Source organism: Nocardia concava NBRC 100430, assembly GCF_000308815.1.
GTDB lineage: Bacteria > Actinomycetota > Actinomycetes > Mycobacteriales > Mycobacteriaceae > Nocardia > Nocardia concava.
On sequence record NZ_BAFX01000074.1, the window covers coordinates 241,307 to 261,040 of the forward strand.

Here is a 19,734-nt window from a genome sequence, read left to right on the forward strand (position 1 = left end):
CCGAGTGGCCTCATGCCGGGCGCGGCTGCTGTGCCGGACGGTGCACCGGGTGGTCGATCCAGTGCGACCAGCGGCGGATCTGATGTGGCGCCGGGGAATTCGGAGTCGCGGTTCGAGTTGACCGGGGTATTGCCGCAGGGGACGACCGTGCTCGAGGCGAGTGCGGGGACGGGGAAGACGTACGCCATTGTGGGGTTGGCGGTGCGGTTCGTGGCCGAGATGGGGGTGGATGTCTCGGAGTTGCTGCTGGTGACGTTCAGCCGGGCGGCCACGCAGGAGTTGCGGGAGCGGACTCGGGATCGGTTCGTCGGGGTGGCGACGGCGTTGGCGGATCCGGAGCGGGCGCTGGCTTCGGGGGATGAGCTGATTCGGCATCTGGCGCAAGGGAATCCGGGGGAGATCGCGGCGCGGCGGGAGCGGTTGCTGGCGGCGCTGTCGGATTTCGATGCGGGGACGATCGCGACGACGCACAGCTTTTGTCAGCGGATGCTCGATGAGCTGGGGCTGGCGGGGGAGCAGGATCCGGGGGTGCGGCTGGTCGAGGGGATCGAGGATGTCGTCTCTACGGTGGCCGATGATCTGTATCTGAGCCGGTATGCGCGCGGGGGTGCGCCGTTCGGGCCCGCGGATGCGCAGCGGCTGGCCGCGGCGGCGGTGGGGGATCCGCATGCCAAGCTGCTGCCGGAGCCGGAGGGCGAGGACGATCCGGCGGCGGAGCGGGTCGGGTTCGCGGAGGCCGTGCGGGTGGAAACGGCTCGGCGGAAACGGCTTTCGGGATTGCGGGACTTCGACGATCTGCTGGTGCTGTTGCACGAGGTGCTGGCCGATCCGGAACACGGGCCGCGGGCGTGCCAGCGGATTCGGGACCGTTACAAGGTCGCGCTGGTGGACGAGTTCCAGGACACCGATCCGTTGCAGTGGGATATCTTGCGGCGCGCCTTCCACGGGCATTCGACGCTGGTGCTGGTCGGGGATCCGAAGCAGGCGATCTACGCCTTCCGGGGTGCGGAGGTGCTGAGCTATCTGGATGCGGTGGCGCATGCCGACAGCAAGCGGGAGCTCACCACCAACCGGCGCAGCGACGCCGGGCTGCTGACCGCGCTCGAGCATCTGCAGGGCGGGGCGGCATTGGGGCACAAGGAGATCACCGTGCATCGGGTGGCGGCGACGCGGCCCTTCTCGCGGTTGTCCGGGGCGCCTGAGCGGGTGACGCCGATGCGGTTGCGGTGCCTGCCGCGTAGTGGCGCGGGGCCGCTCAACAAGTCCGGGTATCCGACCGTCGGGCGGCAGCGGGAGCGGGTCGCCATCGATGTGGCGGCCGATATCGTCGGCCTGCTGGAATCCGGGACGCGCATCAATGCGGGCACGGCCGACGAAAGGCCGATCGGGCCCGGGGATATCGCGGTGCTGGTGCGCAATCGCAATCAGCTGGAGATGGTGCGCAAGGAGCTGGAAGCCGCCGGTGTCGCGTCCGTGCTGGCCGGTGGCGCAAGCGTTTTCGGGACACCCGCCGCCACCGAATGGCTGTGGGTGCTGCACGCCTTGGAGCAGCCGCACCGTGGGGATCGGGTGCGATTGGCGGCCGGGACGGCCCTGCTGGGATTGAGCGCGGAGGAGATCGACGCCGGGGGAGCCGATCTGGTCGGCCGCCTCAGCGCCGAACTGCGTGATTCGGCGCGGCTGTTCGCGCGCGCGGGTTTCGCGGCGGTCTCCGAAAAGCTGGCCGCCGAAACGAAACTGGCTCCGCGGCTGCTCGCCCTCGAAGGCGGGGAACGTCAGCTCACCGATCTGCGGCAGATCGCACAGTTGCTCGACGATGCCGCGCTGCGTGAGGGACTCGGCTTGTCCGCGCTGACGCGCTGGCTGGCCGACCGCGTGCGTGACCCCGCTTCCGGCAGCGTGGCCGACCGCAGCCGCCGTCTGGATCGTGATGCGGCGGCCGTGCAGATCGCCACCGTGCATGCCAGCAAGGGGCTCGAATTCCCGGTCGTGTACCTGCCTTTCGCGTGGGACGCGGCCAAGCTGCGCAATCCGCCGACCCTGCTGTTCCATGACGAGCAGGGGCGTCGCGTGCTGGACGTCGGCGGGCCCGACGCGCCCGGCTACAGCTCGCGCCGACTGCGCGCGGAGGCCGAGGAGCAGGCCGAGGAACTGCGGCTGCTGTACGTGGCGTTGACCCGTGCGGGTGCGCAGGTGATCGCCTGGTGGGCGCCGTCCTACGACACCCAGACCGCGCCACTGCACCGCATGCTGCTGGGCCGGGAACCTGGCAGCCCGGCCATTGCCGACAAGGTGCCGGTGCCCGCGGATTCGGTAGTGCTGGAACGGATTCGGGAGTGGGCGACGACCGCCGAGCCCGGCGTGATCGCCATCGAACCGGTGCGTGAGTTCACCCGTGCCCGCCTGCCGCACGACGACACCGCCACCGCCGCGGTGCCTTTGGCGGCCGCGCACTTCGACCGGACGCTCGATCATGCGTGGCGGCGCACCTCCTACTCGGCGCTGACCGCGGGCGCGCACGACGCGCTGCCCGCCGCCGATCTGCCCGAGGGCGGCGGTGTCTCCGATGAACCGGCCACGCCCTCGGTGCTGGCCGATGAGCTCGACGTGTTCGCGGGAGCCATGCCCTCGCTGATGAATTCGCTGCCCTACGGTGCGGAGTTCGGCACCCTCGTGCACGAGGTCCTCGAATACGTCGATACCGACGCGCCCGATCTGGCGGCCGAGATCCGGACCCGCTGCCTGCACGCGGTCGGCGAGCAGATGTTCGACGCGGATCCCGACGTGCTGTCGGGCGCGCTGCTGGCCGTCATGCACACGCCCATCGGGGACGGGACGCTCGCGGACTTCGCGACCCGGGATCGGTTGAGCGAGCTCGATTTCGAACTGCCGCTCTCCGGCGGTGATACCCCGACTGGTGCGCGAGTCACCGTCCCGCGCATTGCCGATCTGTGGCGTCGCCATGTGCCCGCCGGGGATATCTTCGAGCCGTACGCCGATCAGCTGGCGCACCTGGACGACACACCGCTGCGCGGATTCCTCACCGGCAGTATCGATGCCGTGCTGCGCACCACCGGGCCGCGGTTCCTGGTCGTCGACTACAAGACCAACCGGCTCGGGACCGGCGATCTCACCGTCGCGCACTACACGCGCGAGCGGATGGGCGCGGAGATGATGCGCTCGCATTATCCGTTGCAGGCGATCCTGTATTCGGTTGCGCTGCACCGGTATCTGCGTTGGCGGCTGCCGGGCTACGACCCGGCGCAGCATCTGGGCGGGATCCGGTACCTGTTCGTGCGCGGCATGGTCGGGCCCGAAACCCCCGACGGCTGTGGCGTTTTCAACTGGATGCCGCCGGTTGCGCTGATCGTCGAACTGTCCGCCCTGCTCGCCGGTGATACAGAGGTGGTGGGACGATGACCTCGATTCAGCTCGCGCAGCGCGGAACCGGGCTGCTGCAGGTGTTCAACAACGCCGGTGTGCTGTCGGCGGCCGATGTGCATGTGGCGCTGCGGCTCTCGCGACTCGGCGGGGAGCGGTCGGAGGCGGCCGTGTTCGCGACCGCGCTGGCGGTGCGCGCCGTACGATCCGGGTCGGTGTGCCTGGAAGTGCGGCGCATGCACGAGATCGGCGTGGACGCCGAGGGCACCGAGGAATCGGCCATCGACCCGGCGACGCTGCCGTGGCCGGACGTCGAATCCGTCATCGCCGCACTGCGGGTCAGCCCGCTGGTCACCGGCAGCCCCGCCGGGCCGCTGCGACCGCTGCGACTCATCGACCCGCCCGGCTCCGACGCCGGGCCGCTGCTCTACCTCGACCGGTACTACCGGCAGGAGGAGACCATCCGCCGGGTCCTCACCGAGCGGGCCGCATCGCATCCGATGGTGGACGCGGAACTGGTTCGGCGCGAACTGGATCGGCTCTTCCCGGACCAGACCGGACCCGGCGAACCGCCTGACCGGCAGCGGCTGGCGGCCGCGCTGGCCGCCACCCAGTGGACGACCGTGGTCGCCGGTGGCCCCGGCACCGGCAAGACCCACACCATCGCCCGTGTGCTGGCGCTGCTGGTCGCGCATCAGCAGGCCGTGCCCGGCGCGCCCGCGCTGCGCATCGCCCTCGCCGCGCCCACCGGCAAGGCCGCGGCGCGCATGCAGGAGTCGGTGCGCGAACAGGCCGGTGACATCGGCCTGCCCGAGCTCACCGCCGCCACCCTGCACCGCCTGCTCGGCTGGCAGCGCGGCGGGGCTGGGCGTTTCAAGCACAACGAATTCAACCGCCTGCCCTACGACGTCATCGTGGTCGACGAAACCTCCATGGTGTCGCTGACCATGATGAGCCGCCTGCTGCCCGCCGTCCGCCCCGACGCCCGCCTCGTCCTGGTCGGCGACCCCGACCAGCTCGCCTCCGTCGACGCGGGCGCCGTCCTCGCCGACCTGGTGGCGGGACCGGTTCCCGGACAAGCGAATCCGGCCCTGGACGCCGTGCTGGGCGGCGAGCTGCGCGACACCGCCGCCCACCCGGATGCCCTGTCGAGCCGCGAACGAGAACGCCTCCGCGGCGGCATCGTCCGCCTCACCCGCGGCCGCCGCTTCGGCGGCCGCATCGCCGAACTGGCCGTCGCCATCCGCGCCGGCGACGCCGATACGGCCTTGTCGCTGCTGGCCGACGGCGGCCACGAACTGTCCCTGTACGCCCCCGACGACATCACCGAGGTCCGCGCCGACGTCCTGCGCGCCTCCCGCGAAGCCACCGACGCCGCCCTCGCAGGCAACGCGACGGCGGCGTTGACCGCCCTCGAATCCCACCGCCTCCTCTGCGCCCACCGCCAGGGCCCCTACGGCGTCGAACGCTGGGACCGCCTCGCCGCCGGCTGGGTCACCGCGGCAGGCATCACCGCCGATCCCGGTGCAGGCCACTGGTATCCGGGCCAACCGTTGCTGGTAACCGCCAACGACCACGAGGCCCGCATCTACAACGGCGACACCGGCGTCATAGTCCGCATGCCCGACGGCACCCTCCGCGCCGCCCTCCAACGAGGCACCGACCCCTACCTAGTCCACCCCACCCAATTCCCCGGCGTAACAACCGTCTACGCCATGACCATCCACCGCAGCCAGGGCAGCCAATACGACACAGTCTCGGTAATCCTCCCCGGCCCCGAATCCACATTGCTCACCCGTGAGCTCCTCTACACAGCCATCACCCGCGCCCGCCGCCACGTCCGAATCCTGGGCACCCCCGACTCCATCCACTCCGCCATCTCCCGCCGAGTCCTCCGAGCCAGCGGCCTCCGCAACCCCGACTGAGCTCGATGAACATGCATTCACGCAGGCAAACGTCGAGAAGACACCTCCACCAGTGCATTCTCGTGCGATAGAAGGCGCGCTTAGGGTGGGTGGATGGAAAGGGATGTGCGGCAACGTCATTCTTCGTCGTTCGGTACAGCGGCGGCGGCCTATGCGGAGCACCGACCCGATTACGCACCGGCCGCGGCGCGCTGGGCGCTGGCGTCGGCGCCCGGTCCACGCGTGCTCGACCTCGGCGCTGGGACGGGCAAGCTCACCGGCACACTGATTGCGTTGGGCGTCGATGTCATCGCCGTCGAGCCGGATCCCGCAATGCTGGCCGAATTGCGCCGCGCGTTACCGGCGATTCGCAGTCTTTCGGGCAGCGCCGAGTCGATACCGCTGCCGGACGCGTCGGTCGACGCTGTGCTGGCCGGAAATGCCCTGCACTGGTTCAACATGGCCATCGCGGGACCGGAGATTGCGCGGGTTCTCGCACCCGGCGGCGTCCTGGCAGGCTTGTGGAACGTGCTGGACAACCGGATCGACTGGGTTTCCGGGCTCGAACGTGTCAGCGGCCGGGCGGCCATCGGACCCCGGGACACACTCAGCAGCTGGCGCACCGCGACAGCTGGGATGCACCTACCCGGCTCGGGTGCTGTTGCCCGGTTCGGCACGCCAGAACAGGCCGAGTTCACCCACTCACAGCGTCGCACCGCGGACTCCCTCGTTGCGACAATTGCCACGCGCGCAGGCATATTGGTCATGCCCGAGCAGGAACGACAGGCCGCGCTCAGCCGCATCCGCGAGTTTCTCGCAACCAGACCAGAAATCTCCAGTGGCGAATTCTCACTCCCGATGCTGACCGGCGTGCTGCGCACCCGTCGGCTGTCGGGACGCGTTTCCGGCGACTGATTCGATCAATCGCTACGAGGCCCTATCCGGCGTGCTCGAATGCGCGCCGATAGATTTCATCGATGATCGGGTTCTTGGCGAGGTTGTAGTCGGCGGGAGAGTCGCTTGTTCGCGTCGCGATCTCGCGCTTGGCGTTGGCATAGAGATCTCGATCTTCGGCGTGGTCGCGCAGCCAGTCCCGGAATACCAGGTGCCGGATATGCTCAGAAGCATTGGGGCTGAAGACATGTAGGTTCACCGCAGGGTCGGCCCGGATGAGCATCCGATGCTGATGCCAGTCTGGCTCTCGCAGGATCAGACGGTAACCCGCCTCCTCCAACTCAGTGAGGTAGCAGGACTCATCTGCCGAGTCAGCGACGATGAGGTCGATGTCGATGATCGGCTTGGCAGCCATCCCCGCAATCGCGGTGCTGCCGACATGCTCAACCGCCAGCGCCCTCTCGCCCAGCGCCTGTCGGATCAGATCGGCCTGTTCACCGAACAGCGTCGGCCAGCGCGGATCGTAGGCAGCGAGAACGATCGGCTCGACCCGTGGCGGCCCGCCGTCGACCCAAGCGGCCGCCATTTGCTCGGGAGTGCTTACCAATCGCTGTGTTACCTCGGGTGGAAACGACACCGCACTCAATCTCCTGGCCTCGAAACAACAAGTTGTCCAGGCTAGCGCATCGAACACCGTCGTCGCAGGCCGCAGTACTGGCAAAGGCCAAGTCCGCCAACGCCTACAGTCCGGCCTCCGTTCGTACCGCGCATCGGTACCCGCAGGCCCTTGACCGGTAGTTCATGCCCAGCCGGCAGGGTTGGATGCCGACTCCCGCGAAATGCCGGAACCGGTGTCGGGCGGCTTCGGGAGCTGCGAGGTCCGACCTACAGGTGCCGACCGCGAAGGGTCGAGGCCCCCTGCGATGTATTCGGGGCAACGAAATATGAGCAACCGCCAGGCCATGAGTTCGTACTGCACGAACGCGTACGGAGCCAGAATCAACAGATCATCAGTACAGGGCCCAGTATTGTGAGCATCCGTGCCCGTGCGCTCTGCCTGGTCGCGGTGATCACCGACCAGCGAGCAACTGATGCACTGTGGCGGTCGGGAGCCGATCAGTCTGGCGTCGGGTGCAGATTGAGCATGAACTCCACGACCGTGCCAACGCCGAACAGTATGGCCAGTACCAGCATGCAGATACCGATAGAGCAGGCGACAAACACTGCGACGTGGATACCGGTATCGCGTATGAGCGGACCCACTCCCTCTTTACGTGCCGCGGATACCACCGCGGCACCGATCGAAACCGGTGCCAGCACCAGCCCCAGAACGATGAAGGCCGTCAGAATTCCGTTCACCCCCTAGCGGATGCCGACCATACCGGAGACTCGATCCTCTCGCAGTCCACCCAATCAGCAGTATCCATACGACGGCAGGTCACTTGGCCGTACTGATTCGGGGTGGTCGAATGTCCTGCGGACCCGGAACAGCTCGGGGCCGTCGCAGTATCCGCATATGCCGAGTTCAGGGCCGGTTAGGTCTGGTGTCTTGACTTCGGGCGCACGCGCGCGACCATCATCGTATTGGCGTGTTGCGGCGCTCGAATCGAGGTACAGGCATGTCACAACCGAACGTCGACCGCGACGGACTCGCCGCCGACCTGGAGCGAGCACGAACCGACTTTCACCATCTGCTCGAGAGCACCGGTGCCGATGAGTGGGCTGCCCCGACCATCGGCACCCGCTGGACCAACGAAGAGCTGTTGTTCCATATGGTATTCGGCTACATGATCGTTCAGAAGCTGCTGATCCTCGCACGGATATTCGGCCGTCTGCCCACCGGCGCGAGCCGCGCGAACGCACGATTGCTGAATGCCGTGACCGGACCGTTCGACGTGGTCAACTTCTATGGCTCCCGCCTGGCCGCGCGTGTGTACAACCGGCGCAGGATGGGCGCGAAGATGGATCGGGTCATCGCGTCGTTGCAGCGTTCACTCCGACGGTCGGACGCGGCGAAGTTCACGCGCGAAATGCACTATCCGAGCCGCTGGGATCCGTACTTCCGGGGGTCGATGTCCCTCGCCGAGCTCTACCGATATCCGGGGCGACACTACGACCACCACCGAAAACAGTTGACCGTCAGCGGCATCCGCGAACCCTGGTCCGATGCACCGAACGCACCCTGATGCCTTGTGGTGCGCTGGCCGAACCGGCCAGCGCGAGGCCCGATATCGCCGGTGCGGTCGCAGCGAATGCCCGTTTAAGATCCTGGTGTGCAAGAGGATTCGCGGATCTGTCGTCCACCGGCGCGCGAGGGCGTCGGTCACCGGATCTGCGGGGAATGATGTTCTGGGTCTTCGCGGCGGTGTTGTCGGGGTTGTTCGCCTGGCGCGTGTACACGGTAGGTATGAGGCGTCGCCGGTCGGTTCGTGCGCTTGCTACGGTGATCGGCCATCGACAGCGGTACATCCGGTCGGAGGAGAATCCGAACTTCTGGCAGTTACTGGTTGTCGTCGAGTTCCAGACAACCGGCGGGCAATGGCAGCGCGCGGAGACGCCCGCGGCGTACTCGATCGACCGAGGCGAATACCCCCGCTTCCACAGCGGTGAACGAGTCGAGATCACCTATGACCCGAAGGCGCCCAGCCGCATTCGTATTTTCCGGCCGCGTGGACGAATCGTAGAAAGCTTCACGGATCTGCTACCGGCCTGGATCCCGCGGGAATTATCGAGGCGGACCCCTGGCACGGTACCCGGGTTGCTGGAACATCTACGCACGGCATCGGCAAGCACACCGTACTCGTTCACGGTGCTCGAGAACCGTTTCGGCCGTGCCGAGTTCATCATCGAGCTCGATCCGACAGACCCGCGATGGTCGGTGATGTTCGAGCGCTATCCCGCCGCTCACCCCTTCTCGGTTCACGGACGTATCCAAGCCCGGAACAGGCCGCATCGAGGCATTTGCCCGCTGGCCCGATCCGACACCGGAGTCACCTCGGAATAGCGGGCGGCGAGCTGCAGGCCCAAATCCAGGAGTTGTTCGACCGGATAGTGATTTCGGTAAGGCAGGCCAGATCACAGAGTTCGGCGAGCACCTCGAGATGGTGCAGAGTTTCACAGCGATCGAGGCGATCGGGTGGCTGTGGAGAGAAGCCGAAGCCGCCGGGTTCGCACCGGCAGTACATCAAACGCGACGCATGGCCGACCTGGCGGGTGTCATTGCAGGCGCAGCCGCCTTGATCGGCCTCGTCGTGTGGGGACTGCTCGAACTCGTTCGATGAGCCCCTGGTCGGAGCTGTCCCTTCCAACCGCCCACGCGGCGTCCGGCCGGAGCACAGGCCAGGACTGGGCATTTGGCGTATCTGATTGGAATCGAGCGCATGAGGTCCATCGGGCCGGCTGAGGTCTCGCCACGTCCAATTGCCCTGGGCCGCCATGCCGACCAGATTCGGTGGGGTGGTTCGACATCGATTCGTGGGATGAGGGTCCGCGCATCGGGGAAACCGAACTGGTTGCGCTGTGTGAACGGCTCGCGGGGTACTTCGTGGGCGGTGGCAGAATCGGGTGATGACGGACGCCAGAAGGCAACGCTATCAACGGCTCTCGGGCTTTCTGCGAAATCGGACGGACGGTGAACTCGTTGAGCTTGTAGGGACGGGGCTGTCCGTTGGCGTCGGTGTGGGTGGGGAGTCGTCGGTCGTTGAGGTCGATGGTGTGGCGGTGTTCGTCAAGCGCATCCCGTTGACCGAGCGGGAGTTGGAGCATCGTGGCTCGACCGCGAATCATTTCGAGGTACCGCTGTTCTGCCAGTACGGGATTGGTGGGCCGGGGTTCAATGGGTGGCGGGAGTTGGCTGCGAACGAGGTTGCTACCGAGGCTGTTTTGGGCGGTGAGGCACGGTTGTTTCCGGTGCTTTATCACTGGCGGGTGTTGCCCGGGCGGTCGGCGGTCGCGGCCGAACATGCTGATATCGACGTGGTTGTGGCAGCGCAGGGGGAGTCCGCAGCGGTTCGGGCCCGTCTGGAAGCGCTTGTCGTGGCGCCCGGCTCGCTGGTGTTGTTCAGTGAGTACATCCCGTATGCGGTGGGAGATTGGTTGCGGGAGAACCCGGTTGGCAAGGCCGTGGTTGTCGAGCGACAGCTGGTGGAGATTGTCGCGTTCCTTCGGGGCCGCGAATTGCTGCACATGGACGGGCATTTCGGCAACATCCGCAGTGATGGGGAGTGCATCTATCTCACCGACTTCGGTCTGGCCACCTCCCCGCATTTCGACCTGTCGCTCGTTGAGCACGAATTCGTCGAGCGCCATGTCACTTACGACGCCGACTACACCGCGACGCGACTGGTCAACTGGATCGTCACGGATATCTGTGGAGTCCCGACCCGGCCCACCGGCGGCCCGGTCGCCCGCAACGAATACGTGGTCGAGTGTGCTGCGGGCCGAATCCCGGACGGCGTACCGCCTGCTGTGGCTGCGATCCTGACCCGGCACGCTCCCGCGGCCGCGATGATGAACGCCTTTATGTGGGATCTGTTCGCCGGCGAAATCCACACGGAGTACCCGGGCGGCAACGTCGCCGGAGGTGCGGGGCGTGAGGGTAACCTGGCGGTGCGTGACGTCGGGAGGGGTTATGGGGGAATCGGAGCCTGATCAGGTGGCGGATTACGTTGTGTCCGAGGATGGGACGCGGATCGCGTATCTGAGTGTGGGGAGTGGGCCGGGGGTGGTCGTGGTACCCGGGGCGCTGTCTGTGGCGAGCGGGTATGGGCGGTTTGCGCGGGCGTTGGGCACCGGGTTCACGGTGCACACGATGGAGCGGCGGGGGCGTGGGGAGAGCGGGCCGCAGCGGGTGGGGCACGGGGTCGAGGCGGACTGTGCGGATCTTCGTGCTGTACAGGACAAAACGGGCGCGGGGCTGGTGGTTGGGCACAGCTATGGCGGATTCGTCGCGTTGGAGGCGGCTCGGGCGGATTCGGGGATTCGGAAGGTGGCGGTGTATGAGCCGGGGCTGTCGGTGGACGGGTCGATGCCGACCGAGTGGATGGAGCCGTACGAGAAGTACTTGGCTCAGGGCAAACCCTTCGACGCTTTCGTCGAGTTCGCTCGGAGTATGAGTCCGGATCATGTGCGGAGGATTCCGCGGTGGATGTTTCGGCGGATGATGCCGGTGATCATGAAGGCGCCCGAGCGGGACACGGTGTTCGGGCAGTTGGCGCAGAATCTGGTGGAGCATCGGCAGTATGTGCGGTTCGACAGTACGTATCGGCACTATGCGGAGATCACCGCGGAGGTGCTGTTGCTCGATGGGGACAAGGACAGGCGGGGCTGGACCGATGGCGATCAGGACTTCCTGGCGTCGGTGATTCCCCACCATCAGCGCGCGATCCTGCCCGGTTTGGATCATTTCGGGATCGACAAGGGGGATCCGGAGGGGGTTGCGGCCGTGGTGGGGGAGTTTTTTTCGATACGCTGAGGCTATGGCCACTACGCCCGAGCACGTCGATGTGCTGATTGTCGGGGCCGGGTTGTCCGGTATCGACGCCGCTTACCATTTGCAGCGCGCCTTTCCGGGGCGGACCTACGCCATTCTGGAGATGCGGGAGGCGAGTGGCGGGACCTGGGATCTGTTCCGGTATCCGGGGATTCGGTCGGATTCGGATATGTTCACGCTCGGGTACCGGTTCCGGCCGTGGCTGGGGGACAAGGCCATCGCGGACGGTGATTCGATCCTGGCGTATGTGCGCGACACCGCTGCCGAGAACGGGATCGACCGGCATATCCGGTATCGGCACAAGGTGGTGCGGGCCGAGTGGTCGTCGGAGGACAACCGGTGGACGGTGACCGTCGATCACGACGGCGAGACCGTGGTCATGACGGCAAGCTTCCTGTTCAGCTGTTCGGGCTACTACCGCTACGACGAGGGCTACACGCCGGACTTCGCTGGGAAGGAACGCTTCTCGGGCCCGATCATCCACCCGCAGCATTGGCCGGGGCATGTCGATGTCGCGGACAAGCGGGTCGTGATCATCGGTTCGGGAGCCACCGCCGTCACGCTCGGTCCGGCGCTGGTCGAGCAGGGCGCGCACGTCACGATGCTGCAGCGCTCGCCGTCGTACATCATCTCCATGCCGGCCCGCGACGAATTCGCCAACCGCGCACGCAAATTCCTGCCCGCCCGCACGGCCTACGCACTGGCCCGCGCCAAGAACGTCGGTCTCAGCACCCTGATGTACCAACTGTCGCAACGCTATCCGAAGCGGATGAAGGCGTGGATCCGCGGCTGGCAGCAGCGCTGGCTGCCCAAGGGTTACGACATCGACACGCATTTCACCCCCAGCTACAAGCCATGGGATCAGCGACTGTGCCTGTCGCCCAACGGTGATCTGTTCCGCGCCATCCGCAAGGACCAGCTCGACCTGGTCACCGACCGCATCGACACCTTCACCGATACCGGCCTGCATCTCGAGTCCGGCCGCGACCTCGACGCCGACATCATCATCACCGCAACGGGTTTGAACCTGATCCCGTTCGGCGGCGTCGAACTGGTCGTGGACGGCCGCAAGGTGAATCTCCCCGACACCATGGCCTACAAGGCGATGATGCTCTCCGACGTCCCCAACTTCGCCTTCATCATCGGCTACACCAACGCCTCCTGGACCTTGAAGGCAGACCTGGTGTGCGAGTACGTGGTTCGCCTCCTGAAGCACATGGACAGCCACGGGTACGCGCGCGCCACCCCGATCCGCGACGCGTCCGTCGGCACCGCCCCGTTCCTGAACTTCGAACCCGGCTACGTCCTGCGCTCCCTGGACATCCTCCCCAAACAGGGTGACCGCGCCCCCTGGAAACTCCACATGAACTACCTGCGCGACCTCCCGAAACTCCGCTACGGCAAGATCACCGATCCCGCCATGCGCTTCGAACGCGCCTAGCAGCCGGGGATTCGAGCCTTCAGGCCCTGCACGAGGTGGTCGAGCAGGGCTCGGGTGCGGCGCGGCAGGGCCGGGGTGTCGGTGTAGGTGGCGTAGATGTCTGCGCTCGGCGTCGGAAACTCGGGTAGCACCTGGACCAACGTGCCCGCGCGGAGCATGGGCGCGACCTGCCACAGCGAGCGCATGATCAGGCCGCGCCCTTCGAGACACCAGCGGGTGATGACGTCGCCGTCATTGCTCACCAGATTGCCGGTGACCCGCAGCGCGGTGTCCGGCTCGTCGAATCGCCAGAGCGCGTAATCGCTGTCGTTCTCGCGCAACACGAGACAGTTGTGCCCCTCCAGGTCCGACAGCTGCCGCGGTGCCGGATGCCGCCGCAGGTATTCCGGTGCCGCGCAGACGATTCGGCGATTGCGGCGCAGCCGCCGCGCGGTCAGCCGCGAATCCGGGAGCGAGCCGACGTGGATATCGAGGTCGAACCCGGTCCCCGCGATATTCAACGGCACCGACGACAGCTCCAGATCGACCTGCACCGCCGGATGCACGGCCACGAATTCGGCCACCAGATCGGCGATATGGGCGCGGCCGAGCCCGATCGTGGAACGCACGTGCAGGCGCCCGCGCAGATCGGCGTGCTGCCCCGCGAGGGAGTCCTCCAACTCCTCCAGCTGCGCGGCCAGGCGAGCGGCACCGGCGGCATACCGCTCGCCCTCCGGGGTGAGCGTGAGCCGACGGGTGGTGCGCTGCACGAGGGGGACACCCAGCCGCGACTCCAGTTGCGCGAGCCGCTTGCTCACCGCCGACACCGACAGGCCGAACGCGCGCCCGGCCTCGGTGAGACTGGCCGAGCGGGCCACGACATCGAAGAACAGAATGTCGTCACTGGGACTGCCGCGCACCCGAACCTCCCGTCGTTCTTTCCATTTCGGAAAGAGTCTCTTGCGCATTCCGTACTATCGGCGCCGAGTGACCGGAGCCTACCGTTGTGATCCAGCCGACAGCAAAGAAGTCGGATCGCAGCGAGGAGACAAGACAATCATGGCGAGCGTGCACCGAATCGCGGTAATTCCGGGCGACGGCATCGGAAAAGAAGTGGTGCCGGAGGGAATCCGGGTACTGGAGGGTGCGGCCGCGACCCACGATTTCACCCTCGAACTCGAATACTTCGATTTCGCGAGCGCCGACTACTACACCGCGCACGGGAAAATGCTGCCGGACAACTGGTTCGACCGGTTGAAGTCCTTCGACGCCCTCTACTTCGGCGCTGTCGGCTGGCCCGACGTCGTCCCCGACCACATCTCCCTGTGGGGCAGTCTGCTGCAATTCCGCAGGCACTTCGACCAGTACGCCAACCTGCGCCCGGTGCGCCTGCTGCCGGGTGTGGCGAGCCCGCTGGCCGGGCGCGCACCCGGCGACATCGACTTCTACGTGGTGCGCGAGAACACCGAGGGCGAATACTCCAACGTCGGCGGGCGAATCTTCGAGGGCACCGACCGGGAAACCGTTGTCCAGGAGACGATCATGACCCGCACCGGGGTGGACCGCATCCTGCACTACGCATTCGAATTGGCCGCCCGCCGACCGCGCCGGCACCTGACCTCGGCGACCAAGAGCAATGGCATTTCCATCACCATGCCCTATTGGGACGAGCGACTGGCGGAAATGAAACGCCACTATCCCGAGGTCGAGGTCGACCAGTACCACATCGATATTCTGGCCGCGCATTTCGTGCTGCACCCGGATCGATTCGACGTGGTCGTGGCCAGCAATCTGTTCGGCGATATCCTCAGCGATCTCGGCCCCGCGTGCACCGGGACCATCGGCATCGCGCCGAGCGGGAACATCAACCCGGAGCGCCGCTTTCCCAGCCTGTTCGAGCCCGTGCACGGCTCGGCCCCCGATATCGCCGGGCGCGGCATCGCCAATCCGATCGGCCAGATCTGGAGCGCGGCCATGATGCTCGACCATCTCGGCGAGCCCGACGCGGCCGCCGCCGTCCTGACCTCCATCGAGACCGTGCTCGCGCGGGGCGAGGCGCTCACTCCCGACCTGGGCGGCACCGGAACCACCGAATCGCTGGGCAAGGCCGTGCGGGCAGCATTGGAAATCCGGTGAGCGAGCATGAGTTCCACCGATAAGGTCCGCCGCCCGAACCGCTTCGCGATTCCGGAGGTCGGCGGGGTGCCGCTGCTGCTGCCCGTCATCCTCACCGCGCTGGTACTGCTCGCCGGAGCGCGACGCGCCATCCCGGAGAACATGATCGGCGGATTGGCGGTGATCGTCGGCCTGGGCATGCTGCTCGGCCCGCTGGGCAACCGCCTGCCCGTCATCTCCCGCATCGGCGGCGGCGCGCTGGTCTGCCTGCTGACGCCGTCGATCCTGGTGTACGCCAAGGTCTTCGACGGCAACACCGTGCGCGCGGTCACCGCGCTGATGAAGCAGGCCAACTTCCTGTACTTCGTGATCGCCACCCTGGTGGTCGGCAGCATCCTCGGCATGAGCCGAAAACTCATGGTGGGCGGGCTGATCCGCATCTTCCCGCCGCTGCTGGCGGGGACCGTCGCCGCCGTGGCGGCGGGGCTCGCGGTGGCGATGGCCTTCGGCTACAGCCTGCACCGGGCGCTGTTCTACATCGTGATCCCCATCATCGGCGGCGGCATCGGTGAGGGGGTCATCCCGCTGTCCTCGGCCTACGCCTCGGCCCTGGGCGGCGAAGCCGGAAGCTATGTGGCGGAACTGATTCCGGCGGCCATCATCGGCAATATCGTCGCGATCATCACCGCGGGCGTCCTGCGCCGACTCGGCGACAAGCGCCCGGAGCTCGACGGCGGCGGGCGACTGGTCCGCGGCCCGGAACCCGAGATACTCACCGCGGCAACGGAACCGGCTCCGGCCCGCGAACCGAACTACGCCCTCGGCGTACTCATGATCACCGGCCTGTTCGTGTTCGCCGCCCTGCTGGAGAAGCTGATCCACCTCCCCGCCCCGGTCCTGGTCATCGTGACGGCGGTGATCTGCAAACTCGTCGGCGTCTTCCCGCCTGCCGCGGAAGCCGACGCCCGCGCCGTCTACACGATTATCGCCCGCTGGTTCATCTTCCCCACCATGGTCGGCCTCGGCATGGTCTACCTGCCGCTGAACAACGTGGTATCCGTCCTGTCGATCGGCTATGTGATCGCCTGCGCCGCAGTCGTTCTCGCCATGGCCCTCACCGGATACCTGGTCGGCCGCGCCATCGCCATGTACCCCGTCGACGCCGCCCTGGTCACCGTCTGCCACAGCGGCCTGGGCGGCACCGGCGACGTGGCCATCCTCTCCGCCGCCGACCGCATGAACCTGATGCCCTTCGCCCAGATCTCCACCCGCCTGGGCGGCGTCACCACCGTGATCTCCGCGACCTGGCTCATCCGATTGCTCGGAGCGGGTTAGCCGGGTCGACCCCGGACGTGTCAAGCGGCCCCTGCCGGGTATCGACCAGGTGTGACCTTCGACTTGACGCCCACCGCCGCCCAACACGACCTGGTGAAGCGGGTGCACGAGTTCGCGAAGGACCACGTCCGGCCCGTGGCCTCGCATTACGACCGGACGCAGGAGTTTCCGTGGCCGGTGCTCGAGGAAGCCGCCGAGCGTGGCTTCTACAGCCCGCTGTTCTACCGCGACCTCATCGGCGACCGCACCGGGCTCTCGCTGCCGATGTTCATGGAGGAGCTGTTCTGGGGATGTGCCGGCATCGGATTGGCGATTGTGATGCCGGCACTCGCTCTGTCCGCGATCGGGCAGGCCGCCACCCCCGAGCAGATGCTGCGCTGGGCGCCCGAATGTTTCGGCACCCCAGGGGATTTGAAGCTGGCGGCGCTCGCGATCTCCGAACCCGAGGGCGGCAGCGATGTGCGCAACCTGCGTACCCGCGCCGTCCGCGACGGCGACGACTGGGTGATCGACGGCCACAAGATGTGGATCGGCAACGGCGGCATCGCCGATGTGCACGTCGTGAACGCGGTGGTCGACGAACAACTCGGGCATCGCGGCCAGGCGCTGTTCGTCGTCCCCGGCGGCACACCGGGCCTGGAATTGGTCCGCAAGCTGGACAAACTCGGTTGCCGGGCCTCGCACACCGCCGAGTTGCGGCTGAACCGGGTGCGCGTGCCGGGCGACCATATGCTCGGCGGTGCGGACAAGCTCCAACAGCGACTGGCCAGGACACGCTCGAAGGGCGAGGGCCGCGGCAGCTCGCCGACCCTGGGCACCTTCGCCCAGACGCGCCCGATGGTCGCCGCGCAGGCGCTCGGAATCGGCAGGGCCGCACTGGAATATATGACCGACTACGCCAACCACCGCGAGGCCTTCGGAGCGCCGATCATCGACCACCAGGGCATCGCGTTCCCGATCGCGGACCTCGCCACGCGCCTCGATGCCGCCCGGCTGCTCACCTGGCGCGCCGCCTGGATGGCCGCCAATCACGTGCCCTTCACGCGCGGTGAAGGCTCGATGGCCAAGCTGGCCGCCAGCGAAGTCGCGGTCGACGCCACCGAACGCGCCATCCAAACCCTCGGCGGCTGGGGATACATCACCGACCACCCGGTCGAGAAGTGGTACCGGGACGCCAAGCTCTACACCATCTTCGAAGGCACCAGCGAGATCCAGCGGATCGTGATCAGCTCCGCCCTGGGCGCCGCCGAAGGCAAACCCCCGCTGCACGTCGAACTCGAGCCCTCCGGTGGCACACTGAACAAGATGTTCGGCCGCGGCACCGAAATGCGCACCAAGGCCGCCACCGCCGCATTGACCATGAAAGACCGCATGCCCGAACCGATCAGGCGGGCCGCCATGAAGGTGCTACGCCCGCCACACTGAGCCACCCGACCGCGTTCGAGGAGGACCCGATGCTGCCGGTGATCTACTCGATGACCGTGTCGGTGGACGGCTTCACCGCCGCACCCGGCGACGACATCGGCTTCACCGTCCCGGATGAGGAGTTGTTCCGCTTCCACCTCGAGCAGACTCGCGATGTCGCCGGATTCGTTTGCGGACGTCGTCTCTACGAGGCGATGCTGGTATGGGAGACCGCCGAGCAGACCATGACCGACCCGGCGCAGCTCGAGTTCGCGCGGGTCTGGCGAGCGATCCCGAAAGTCGTGTTCTCCAGCACGCTGACCTCGGTGGTCGGCAACGCCCGCCTGGCCACCGCCGACCTGGCCACCGAGCTGGACCGACTCCGAAACCGACCCGGTGACGGCGTGGTATCCATCGCAGGACCGACCCTGGCGGGGGCAGCCATCCTCACGGACCTGATCGACGAGTACCGCCAGTTCGTCTACCCGACCATCCTCGGCGGCGGCACGCCGTACTTCCCACTGCTGCCCAAACCCCTGGAACTGCGGCTGACCGAGTCCCGGGCACTGAACCTCGGTGTCGTCTACCTCCGCTACCAGCGCATCCGCTGACCTCGAATACGGGCTACTCCGCAGGGAATTCGATGGCGGGTTCTTGATCGGAAGCCAGCAGGAAGTGGGCGAGGAAGACGACATCCTCATCCAGAGCATCGAATTGGGCGATGCGAAGGGCCTCGGGCTCGAAGAAGACATCGCCGGGGCGCAGCACGACCAGCGGCTCGCCCTCGATGCGGAAGGCCACCGAACCCGAGACGACGCTGCCGACCACGGGACCGTTGTGGGTGTGCAGCCCGGCGGCGGTGCCCGCGGGCATCGAGATGCGGCGGGTCTGGATCCGGTCGGTGAGCTTGGCCGGGGCGACCGGGACATCCATGATGACGGCTCGCGTCACGGCCGAGAAGGACAGGGGCGGAGTGGATTCCGGCATGAGGCGAGCCTAGCCGCGGAAATCGTATATCGCTAACCGGCTAGTGCGGTTATCGGGCCTCGGTGCCCGACTCGAACAGCCCCGGAATCGTGAGCGCGTACTCGATGTCGTCACGAATGCCGAGCATGGCCAGCACGCCGCGCACCATCGTCAGACGGGCGGCGTCGATGGTGGCCTGATCCGGCTCGCCGTGCGGGGCCGCCGCGGAGATGCGGTAGACGACGAATTCGCAGATCTGCAGCGAAGTGTCGAGATCCAGATCGGCGGGAGCGGGGCGGCCCAGCGCGATCACCTTGGCGCGCACCAGGGTTCGGATATCGGCGATCGCCTCCTCGCGATACGAGGAGACCGGCGAACCCGGATCGTGCAGTTCGGCGAACAGCGGAGCCAGCATCGTGCCGTGTCCGCCCGCCCAGTGCAGGTACGCCTCGATCATGTTGATGCCCAGCTCGACCGGCTGCTCGGTACGGTCCAGGGCATCGCGGATGCCGCCCACCAGATCCTCGTTGGAAATGGCCAGCAACGCGTGCAGCGGCTCGACGGCATTGGCGAAATACCGGTAGAAGGTCGGCCGCGCGAGCCCGGCCTTCTCGATGATGCGTGCCACGTTCAACCCGCGCGAACCCTGTTCGGCGAAGACCTCCGCGGTCGCCAGCACGATGCGGGCGCGCACCTGGTCGGCCTGCTGCTCGGTCTGCGGCGGGCGGCCGCGACGGGCCGCCTTCGCGGTTGACCCGTCCGCTGCCTTCGGGGTTGACATGGTGGGCGTCACATCGATTAATCTAACACCAGTGTTCATGTAA

General features: G+C 67.0%; 17 protein-coding genes. 12 read left to right on the plus strand and 5 right to left on the minus strand.

What is annotated here, in order from left to right:
• Positions 1-12: 12 nt before the first annotated feature.
• The 3 genes from ON43_RS15540 to ON43_RS15550 all read left to right on the plus strand — a co-directional run bounded on the left by ON43_RS15540 (position 13) and on the right by ON43_RS15550 (position 6,200).
• On the plus strand, positions 13-3,420 hold the full coding sequence (locus ON43_RS15540; RefSeq protein ID WP_083913452.1) for a UvrD-helicase domain-containing protein: 3,408 nt from the start codon (positions 13-15) through the stop codon (positions 3,418-3,420).
• Positions 3,417-5,306, plus strand: a complete 1,890-nt coding sequence (gene recD, locus ON43_RS15545) for an exodeoxyribonuclease V subunit alpha (protein ID WP_040808032.1) — start codon at positions 3,417-3,419, stop codon at positions 5,304-5,306. Before ON43_RS15540 ends, recD begins: the two co-directional genes overlap by 4 nt.
• Before the next feature lie 222 nt (positions 5,307-5,528).
• Positions 5,529-6,200 carry a class I SAM-dependent methyltransferase gene (locus tag ON43_RS15550; RefSeq protein ID WP_245568605.1) on the plus strand — a complete coding sequence of 224 codons (672 nt, stop codon included), beginning with the start codon at positions 5,529-5,531 and terminating at the stop codon, positions 6,198-6,200.
• A 22-nt stretch (positions 6,201-6,222) separates the two neighbouring features.
• Here the strand turns inward: ON43_RS15550 and ON43_RS15555 are convergent, their stop codons facing one another.
• Together ON43_RS15555 and ON43_RS15560 are read right to left on the minus strand one after the other, a co-directional pair.
• Positions 6,223-6,765, minus strand: a complete 543-nt coding sequence (locus ON43_RS15555) for a GrpB family protein (RefSeq protein ID WP_051178482.1) — start codon at positions 6,763-6,765, stop codon at positions 6,223-6,225.
• Positions 6,766-7,295: 530 nt separating this feature from the next.
• Entirely contained in the window at positions 7,296-7,538 is a 243-nt protein-coding gene (locus tag ON43_RS15560; RefSeq protein WP_040808037.1) for a hypothetical protein, read from the minus strand.
• A gap of 260 nt (positions 7,539-7,798) precedes the next feature.
• On the opposite strand from ON43_RS15560, the gene ON43_RS15565 reads away from it, so the two are divergent.
• From ON43_RS15565 to ON43_RS15590, 5 genes are all read left to right on the plus strand, one after another.
• A complete protein-coding gene (locus ON43_RS15565) occupies positions 7,799-8,365 on the plus strand; it encodes a DinB family protein (protein ID WP_040808039.1) in 567 nt (188 codons plus the stop codon).
• 155 nt (positions 8,366-8,520) lie between these two features.
• Complete coding sequence (locus ON43_RS15570; protein WP_157514053.1) at positions 8,521-9,183, plus strand: DUF3592 domain-containing protein; 663 nt, start codon at positions 8,521-8,523, stop codon at positions 9,181-9,183.
• A gap of 563 nt (positions 9,184-9,746) precedes the next feature.
• Entirely contained in the window at positions 9,747-10,829 is a 1,083-nt protein-coding gene (locus tag ON43_RS15580; RefSeq protein WP_218003274.1) for a serine/threonine protein phosphatase, read from the plus strand.
• A complete protein-coding gene (locus tag ON43_RS15585; protein WP_051178483.1) occupies positions 10,810-11,652 on the plus strand; it encodes an alpha/beta fold hydrolase in 843 nt (280 codons plus the stop codon). Before ON43_RS15580 ends, ON43_RS15585 begins: the two co-directional genes overlap by 20 nt.
• 4 nt (positions 11,653-11,656) lie before the next feature.
• On the plus strand, positions 11,657-13,111 hold the full coding sequence (locus ON43_RS15590) for a flavin-containing monooxygenase (RefSeq protein WP_040808047.1): 1,455 nt from the start codon (positions 11,657-11,659) through the stop codon (positions 13,109-13,111).
• On the opposite strand, the gene ON43_RS15595 is transcribed toward ON43_RS15590, so the two are convergent.
• Positions 13,108-14,010, minus strand: coding sequence for a LysR family transcriptional regulator (locus tag ON43_RS15595; RefSeq protein ID WP_040808049.1), 903 nt, complete (start codon positions 14,008-14,010; stop codon positions 13,108-13,110). The two genes, ON43_RS15590 and ON43_RS15595, sit on opposite strands and share 4 nt — an antisense overlap.
• Before the next feature lie 139 nt (positions 14,011-14,149).
• On the opposite strand from ON43_RS15595, the gene ON43_RS15600 reads away from it, so the two are divergent.
• The 4 genes from ON43_RS15600 to ON43_RS15615 are packed head-to-tail and all read left to right on the plus strand — an operon-like array spanning position 14,150 to position 18,555.
• Positions 14,150-15,226 carry a tartrate dehydrogenase gene (locus ON43_RS15600; RefSeq protein WP_040808051.1) on the plus strand — a complete coding sequence of 359 codons (1,077 nt, stop codon included), beginning with the start codon at positions 14,150-14,152 and terminating at the stop codon, positions 15,224-15,226.
• A 6-nt stretch (positions 15,227-15,232) separates the two neighbouring features.
• Positions 15,233-16,540 (plus strand): 2-hydroxycarboxylate transporter family protein, encoded by a 1,308-nt coding sequence (locus ON43_RS15605; protein ID WP_040808052.1) that lies wholly within the window; start codon positions 15,233-15,235, stop codon positions 16,538-16,540.
• Positions 16,541-16,591: 51 nt separating this feature from the next.
• Complete coding sequence (locus tag ON43_RS15610; protein ID WP_040808054.1) at positions 16,592-17,965, plus strand: acyl-CoA dehydrogenase family protein; 1,374 nt, start codon at positions 16,592-16,594, stop codon at positions 17,963-17,965.
• Positions 17,966-17,994: 29 nt separating this feature from the next.
• Positions 17,995-18,555: a dihydrofolate reductase family protein gene (locus ON43_RS15615; RefSeq protein WP_040808056.1), complete on the plus strand. Its 561-nt coding sequence runs from the start codon at positions 17,995-17,997 to the stop codon at positions 18,553-18,555.
• Positions 18,556-18,568: 13 nt separating this feature from the next.
• Here ON43_RS15615 and ON43_RS15620 read toward each other — a convergent pair whose 3' ends face one another.
• Together ON43_RS15620 and ON43_RS15625 are read right to left on the minus strand one after the other, a co-directional pair.
• Complete coding sequence (locus tag ON43_RS15620; RefSeq protein ID WP_051178484.1) at positions 18,569-18,931, minus strand: cupin domain-containing protein; 363 nt, start codon at positions 18,929-18,931, stop codon at positions 18,569-18,571.
• Between the two features lie 49 nt (positions 18,932-18,980).
• Complete coding sequence (locus ON43_RS15625) at positions 18,981-19,703, minus strand: TetR/AcrR family transcriptional regulator (protein WP_306304967.1); 723 nt, start codon at positions 19,701-19,703, stop codon at positions 18,981-18,983.
• Positions 19,704-19,734 lie beyond the last annotated feature (31 nt).